This window comes from Bradyrhizobium sp. Ce-3 (assembly GCF_022835695.1).
GTDB lineage: Bacteria > Pseudomonadota > Alphaproteobacteria > Rhizobiales > Xanthobacteraceae > Bradyrhizobium.
In genome coordinates this window covers 1-353 of the sequence record NZ_BQUV01000055.1, presented here as the reverse complement: position 1 = coordinate 353, position 353 = coordinate 1, and the positions used below count along the sequence as shown (strand labels likewise).

Here is a 353-nt window from a genome sequence, read left to right as displayed (position 1 = left end):
GAGTCAAACTTGAGTGCCCCCGCATCGTGCCGTGTTGATAGTCGGCCATGAACCGATGTCATAAGGTGGGTACCCCGTAGCTCCTTCAGGCGTTCAGTTTCCTGACATGCACACCGGAGCAAGAGAGGGCTCCCGCATTTGTTACTGTTGGAACAGGAACGTTCTACCAATCACAAACACAGCAGGGGTCACATCTTTTATATTGGAGGCTCGAAAGCCATATTTCAAAACAAGTGCTCTCTACTGAGAGTCGCTCAAAGGATCCAGGATATATACGCCCCGCGGCATCCGCCGTGGGAGGCTTCCATCCTGGAATATCGCACCTTTTTGGAAGCATTGAGCACCATACAGGC

1 other RNA gene is annotated in these 353 nt (G+C 51.8%); it reads right to left on the bottom strand.

Annotated elements, in window-relative coordinates:
* Positions 1-12: 12 nt before the first annotated feature.
* A non-coding RNA gene (gene ssrS, locus BRSPCE3_RS35805) (6S RNA) lies at positions 13-191 on the bottom strand.
* Positions 192-353: the final 162 nt, after the last annotated feature.